The organism is Natrialba sp. PRR66 (genome assembly GCF_034808065.1).
Taxonomy (GTDB): Archaea; Halobacteriota; Halobacteria; order Halobacteriales; family Natrialbaceae; genus Natrialba; species Natrialba aegyptia.
Window position 1 is genome coordinate 1 of the sequence record NZ_JAXHGN010000288.1, and the last position, 232, is coordinate 232.

The window sequence follows — 232 nt, forward strand, 5'->3', positions numbered from 1 at the left end:
CGGAGTCAGCACTGAATCAGTGTAGTCCCGGTGCACTTTCGCCGCGACGCCGTGTTCGTAACACGCGTCCAGAGCCCCGAAGAACTCCCCTCTGTCCGCTTCGCCGAACGCCAGCACCACGGTATCGACGTCGTACTCGACCAGCACGTCCTCGACCCGGGACAGCCCGCCGAGATGGTCGATGTTTTCTAGTCCGGCAACGCCGCCGTCAGCGAGCGCCTGCTCCGGTTCG

At 64.7% G+C, this 232-nt stretch carries 1 pseudogene; it reads right to left on the minus strand.

The features are described from left to right. A pseudogene (locus SM755_RS24250) lies at positions 1-232 on the minus strand (sugar transferase); the annotation flags it as partial.